Source organism: Acinetobacter sp. UBA2063 (genome assembly GCF_002333245.1).
Lineage (GTDB): Bacteria > Pseudomonadota > Gammaproteobacteria > Pseudomonadales > Moraxellaceae > Acinetobacter > Acinetobacter parvus.
Genome location: NZ_DDAH01000165.1, coordinates 13300 through 19415 on the forward strand (window position 1 = coordinate 13300; position 6116 = coordinate 19415).

General features: G+C 43.2%; 5 protein-coding genes and 1 pseudogene. 5 read left to right on the plus strand and 1 reads right to left on the minus strand.

Going from position 1 to position 6116, the window contains the following annotated elements; genetic code table 11:
• On the minus strand, positions 1 to 718 hold a 718-nt coding region (locus B4H32_RS07795; protein WP_414630955.1), incomplete at its 3' end, for an FAD-binding protein.
• A gap of 379 nt (positions 719 to 1097) precedes the next feature.
• Here B4H32_RS07795 and B4H32_RS07800 point away from each other — a divergent pair.
• The 5 genes and pseudogenes from B4H32_RS07800 to B4H32_RS07820 form a co-directional block, all read left to right on the plus strand.
• Positions 1098 to 2474 (plus strand): Do family serine endopeptidase, encoded by a 1377-nt coding sequence (locus B4H32_RS07800; protein ID WP_004682652.1) that lies wholly within the window; start codon positions 1098 to 1100, stop codon positions 2472 to 2474.
• A 111-nt stretch (positions 2475 to 2585) separates the two neighbouring features.
• Entirely contained in the window at positions 2586 to 3044 is a 459-nt protein-coding gene (locus B4H32_RS07805) for an acyl-CoA thioesterase (RefSeq protein WP_004682651.1), read from the plus strand.
• Positions 3045 to 3201: 157 nt separating this feature from the next.
• Positions 3202 to 5019: a translation elongation factor 4 gene (gene lepA / locus B4H32_RS07810; RefSeq protein WP_004682650.1), complete on the plus strand. Its 1818-nt coding sequence runs from the start codon at positions 3202 to 3204 to the stop codon at positions 5017 to 5019.
• A gap of 21 nt (positions 5020 to 5040) precedes the next feature.
• A complete protein-coding gene (gene lepB, locus B4H32_RS07815) occupies positions 5041 to 5904 on the plus strand; it encodes a signal peptidase I (RefSeq protein WP_004682649.1) in 864 nt (287 codons plus the stop codon).
• Positions 5905 to 5932: 28 nt separating this feature from the next.
• Positions 5933 to 6116, plus strand: a pseudogene (locus tag B4H32_RS07820) (DUF4845 domain-containing protein); the annotation flags it as partial.

The following is a 6116-nucleotide window of genomic DNA, read 5'->3' on the forward strand; positions in this document are numbered from 1 at the left end:
GGTTGAATTCCATATTGGCAACACGGCAACCCGCACGATAGGCCATTGCAATACCATCACCCGTTGCAATGTCAGGGTTTGAGGTATATAGATAGGCTTTCATTGCACCGCCACAAGCCAAAGCGGTGAAAGGGGCCAGAAACGTATGAACCTGTTCAGCACTTTCATCCAGGGCATATAAGCCAATTGCACGGTTAGGCTGGTTCTGTTGGCCAAGTTTATGCAAGGTGATCAGGTCAATTGCAATGTAATTTTCAAAAATGGTGATGTTGTCGCGTTCTTTGGCGCGTTCAACCAATGTGGTTGAAATTGCTTTGCCTGTTGCATCCGCTGAATGGATGATACGGCGTTGCGAGTGCCCCCCTTCACGGGTAAGGTGTAATTGCTCGTCATCATCCAGTGTGAACTGCACACCTTGTTTCAGCAGGAAGTCAACAGAGGGTTTACCACCCTCAACGGTATGTTTGACTGCATCCATTTCACATAAATGTGCGCCTGCAATCATCGTGTCACTAATGTGTTGTTGAATGGAATCAGTCTCGTCCAGTACCGCAGCAACACCGCCCTGAGCATAAAAGGTACTGGCTTCCGTGAGCGCCGCCTTTGCCAAAATTGCAATGTTGTAATGACTTGGTAAAGAGAGTGCGAGGCTTAGGCCCGCACCACCACTGCCTACAATAATCACATCAAAATGGTGAATTGTTTCTAAATCAGGCATGACGATCTGCTTCATTTTCAAACGTTCGCTAATGACAACGCTTTTTAATGAAAAAGGCAAGTGCCAATCTGCCTGGAATTGAATGAAATTTTAGCGAATAAGTTTATTTTAATTGCTTGCCATAATTTAGCAGATCTATATAAATATAGGTCAATTACGATTTGGAACACTGTTTTAATCTTTTTTTAAGGCTTCCCATGGTAAAACATGGCTGAGAGTGAAGATTGAGGTGGAACTCCACAATTTATACACATTCTGCCATTCTATTTCGTTGTATACCTTGAAAATATAAACATATTTTTACGAAAAGAATGCTAGGGTTGTGATAAAAACATAATCTTGAATTTTATTTGATCATCAGTATGTAGGTTCTTGCTTCATGAAAAGTCGCTATTTACAACAAGGAATGTATGCTGCGGTATTTACGGTAGCAGCTGCTCAAGTCAATGCTGCATCGCCAGTAGATTTTTCAAGTCTCGTTGAGCAGGTTAGCCCTGCTGTGGTGAGTGTGAATGTTGTGAAGAAAATGACTCAGGAAGAGTTGTTGCAGCAACAGGTTCCCGAAATTTTACGCCGTTTTTTTGGTAATCAGGTGATTATTCCCCAACAGCAGGGGCCACAGGAAAAAACCGCTTACGGCAGTGCGTTCTTTATCAGCAAGGATGGCTATCTGTTAACCAATCGTCATGTCATTGACGATGCCTCACGTATTACCATTACCTTAAATGACCGTCGTGAGCTTGATGCAACCTTAGTTGGAAGTGATGAGCGTACTGATATTGCCTTGCTAAAAGTGAATGGCGCGAGTTTCCCTGAACTGAAAATTGGTGATTCAAATCAGCTAAAAGTGGGTGAACCTGTGTTGGCGATAGGTTCTCCTTTTGGCTTTGATTACTCAGCATCGGCAGGCATCGTCAGCGCAAAGTCACGTAATATGAGTGGTGAAACGTCAGTTCCATTTATTCAGACCGATGCAGCCTTAAACCCAGGCAACTCTGGTGGTCCATTGTTTAACCAGCGTGGTGAGGTAGTGGGTGTAAACTCGCGTATCTTTAGTGGTACGGGTGGTTATATGGGCTTGTCTTTCTCTATCCCAATTGATGTGGCGATGGATGTTGTGCAGCAGCTGAAAACCAGTGGTAAGGTAACGCGTTCTTATTTGGGGGTGATGTTGCAGGATATTGACCGCAACTTGGCCGATGCCTATAAACTGCCAAAACCAGAAGGATCATTGATTAATCAGGTTTCGCCAAAATCTCCTGCTGAAAAAGCAGGCCTAAAACCAGGTGATGTCATTTTAAAACTGGATGGTAATAGCATTAGCCGTACCAGCGACCTGATTTATCGCTTAAACCGTATTGCACCAAACCAGACCATCCAGCTGGAAGTTCTGAGAGATGACAAGATCCGTACAATTTCTGCGACTTTAAGTGTGGCGCCAGATGATACACCTGCGGCTGAGGATAAAAATAATCCAACCAATGGCTTGGGTATGAATATCCGTGACTTGACGGAAGCTGAACAAAGCCGTTTAAATGTTAATGGTGGTGCTTTGGTCCGTGAGGTGAAACGTGGTGGTTTGGCTTCATTGTCGAATCTGGTTGCGGGGGATGTGATTGTACAAGTCAACAGCACACCTGTTGCCAATAGTCAGGCATTTGCTAAGGCAATTGCAGCATTGCCAAAAAATAGTGTGGCCCGTATTGTGATTATCCGTCAGGGGCAACGTGCAATTGTTGGTTTGCGTCTTCAGTAATTCATCTTGATTTTTAAGACCACTCCTCATTGGGGTGGTTTTTATTTTGTAATGACGATGGGTTTAGACTAGTGTATGCAACGAAACTTTGACGAATGAAATATCAGACCAATGAGTACCATTTTTGATTTAAAAATACAGGTTCAGCCAGCACATATTGATGTACTTGGGCATGTCAACAATGTGATGTATATCCAGTGGATGCAAGATGTTGCTGAGGCGCATATCGAAGCATTGGGTTTGGGGCTGGCACAATATCTGGAACTCAATCATGCGATGGTCGCGGTTGAACACCATGTGCAATATCGTAAAGCTGCACTTGAGGGGGAGGAAGTCATCTTAAGGACGTGGCTTAATGATATTAATGCATTATATTCTTTTCGCCAGTATGCATTTTACCGTCCCAAGGATCAAAGTATCCTGTTCGTTGGTAACACTAAATGGGCCTGTATTGAAATTGCCACAGGTCGTCCAAAACGCATGTCACCAAGTTTTACCCATGCCTACCAACCCATTCCAGCTGATTTGAATCCGATGGATTTTTCAATTTCCTATGCTGCTATGGAATGAATGAAGGTGTTGCGTGAACCATGAAGCCTTTAAATGAAACTCATTATTTTGGATACTTTGAAAAGCTGTTCTGTTATAATCGGCAACAATTTTGTTAAACCGCTTTGGCCTATTGCTTTTTTAAAGTATCAGGCGTTCTATTTTCTCAAGGTAACCCATGGCGCAAGCTAAAAAATCCGTAGATATCAAAAATATACGAAATTTCTCGATTATTGCTCACATTGACCACGGTAAGTCAACACTGGCTGACCGTTTCATTCAAATGTGTGGCGGCTTACAGGATCGTGAGATGCAGGCTCAGGTGCTAGACTCCATGGAGCTTGAGCGTGAACGTGGGATTACCATTAAGGCTGCGTCGGTCACGTTGTACTATACGCATCCGAATGGTCAGGAATATCAACTCAACTTTATTGATACGCCAGGGCACGTTGACTTTTCTTATGAAGTGTCACGTTCCTTGGCTGCATGTGAAGGTGCATTGCTAGTCGTGGATGCGGCACAGGGAGTTGAGGCTCAATCTGTTGCAAACTGTTATACCGCAATTGAGCAAGGCTTGGAAGTATTGCCCATCCTGAACAAGATTGATTTACCTCAGGCTGAACCTGAGCGTGTCATCCATGAGATTGAAGAAATTATCGGGATTGAGGCAACAGATGCGCCAACCTGTTCTGCAAAAACAGGTTTAGGGGTTGAGGGCGTTTTAGAGCGTCTGGTCGATGTGATTCCAGCACCAGAAGGTGACCGTGATGCGCCGTTGCAGGCGTTGATCATTGACTCATGGTTTGACAACTATTTGGGTGTTGTCTCGCTTGTCCGCATTAAACAGGGTCGTATCCGTAAGGGCGACAAGATGCTGGTGAAATCAACTGGACAAACGCATCCTGTGACATCGGTAGGTGTGTTTAATCCAAAACATACTGAAACTGATTTGCTTGAGGCAGGTGAGGTTGGTTTTGTCATTGCGGGTATCAAGGATATTTTTGGTGCACCAGTCGGTGATACCATCACGCTTTCATCTACTCCCGATGTTGCAATACTTCCAGGCTTTAAGAAAGTGAAGCCACAGGTGTATGCTGGGCTTTTCCCAATTGATGCCAGTGATTTCGAGCCATTCCGTGAGGCTCTGCAAAAACTCCAGATTAATGATTCAGCTTTATTCTTTGAACCAGAAAGCTCTGATGCTTTAGGTTTTGGTTTCCGTTGCGGCTTCTTGGGGATGCTGCATATGGAAATTGTGCAGGAACGTTTGGAACGTGAATATGATCTTGACCTGATTAGTTCTGCGCCAACTGTAATTTATGAAGCATTGACCAAGAAAGGCGACATTATTTATATCGATAGCCCATCGAAAATGCCAGATGGTTCAACAGTTGAAGACTTACGTGAGCCGATTGCAGAATGTCATATTCTTGTGCCACAGGAATATCTGGGCAATGTCATGACCTTGTGTATTGAGCGTCGTGGTGTGCAAAAAGATATGAAATTCCTGGGTAATCAGGTATCCATCACCTTTGAAATTCCAATGGCTGAGGTGGTTATGGATTTCTTTGACAAGTTGAAATCATGTTCTCGTGGCTTTGCTTCACTGGATTATAACTTTGTCCGTTTTGAGAGTTCATCTCTGGTTAAGGTTGACGTGTTAATTAATAGCGAAAAGGTGGATGCCTTGGCGATGATTTGTCACCGTCAGGATGCCCGCCATCGTGGTATCGCACTGGTTGAGAAGATGAAAGACCTGATTCCCCGCCAAATGTATGATGTGGCGATTCAGGCAGCTATTGGTGCGCAAATCATTGCACGTTCTACCGTTAAAGCCATGCGTAAGAACGTTTTGGCAAAATGTTATGGTGGTGACGTGTCTCGTAAGAAGAAACTGCTTTCGAAACAAAAAGAAGGTAAGAAACGCATGAAACAGGTGGGAAGTGTCGAAATTCCACAGGAAGCGTTCTTGGCTGTATTAAAAGTTGATCGATAGAAAAAGACTTAGGAATCGCTCATGGATTTTGATTTTAATTTGATTCTCGTTCCAGTCACACTGATATTTTTTATCGTGTGGTTGCTTGACAAGTTTGTACTGAAACAACGTGCAAATAAGGGACGTGATCAGGAAAACTTTGTGATCACATGGGCGTATGATTTCTGGCCAGTATTGGCTGTGGTGTTGGTGCTACGTTCTTTCCTCTATGAGCCATTTAATATCCCATCTGACTCTATGGTGCCTACCTTGGAAACAGGTGACTTTATTTTGGTGAATAAGTTTGATTACGGTGTACGTTTGCCGATTATAAATACCAAAATAATTAATATTGGTGAACCAAAGCGCGGTGAAGTCATCGTGTTCCGTTATCCACCACAGCCTACTATTAGTTATATCAAGCGTGTAGTGGGTTTGCCTGGTGACCATATTCAGTTTAAAGATGGGCAGCTAATCATTAATGGTCAGCAAATTGCAAAAGTTGCTACTGAGGTTAAACGTGAAAAGGATCAACTTGAAACGCCAACCGTATATTATTTTAAAGAGACTTTAGGTGAGCATCAGCATCTGATCCGTTATCTGGATGGGCGTAATCCTTTGGCTGAACAGTTCCAGTTTGCTCAGTTAAAGGGCGCTGAAGCATTAGTGCCATTTGTGGCAAAAGCCAATGATGTGTTTATTAAAAGTAATGGACGGGATTGGGAAGTGACTGTACCACAAGGCCAGTATTTTGCGATGGGGGATAACCGTGACCAAAGCGCTGATAGCCGTTTTTGGGGTTTTGTCCCAGAAGCCAATTTAACAGGGCGTGCTTTTTATGTATGGATGCATAAAGAACCTGGTTTCAATCTTCCAAGTTTCAGCCGAAATGGTAAGATTGACTAATAAATAAAACGTATAGGACATACTACAGATGCGTAAATCTCAACAAGGCGCTTCGTATATTGCAATTTTATTTGGGGTGGTTCTATTTGCGATTGCTGTAAAGGCATCAATCGCAATCTGGCCAGCATATTGGGATGATCGAATTATAGATTCTCAAATTGAAGGTCTATTAAAGGATAGTCCTGAGAATATTACACCAACTAAGTTCGCAG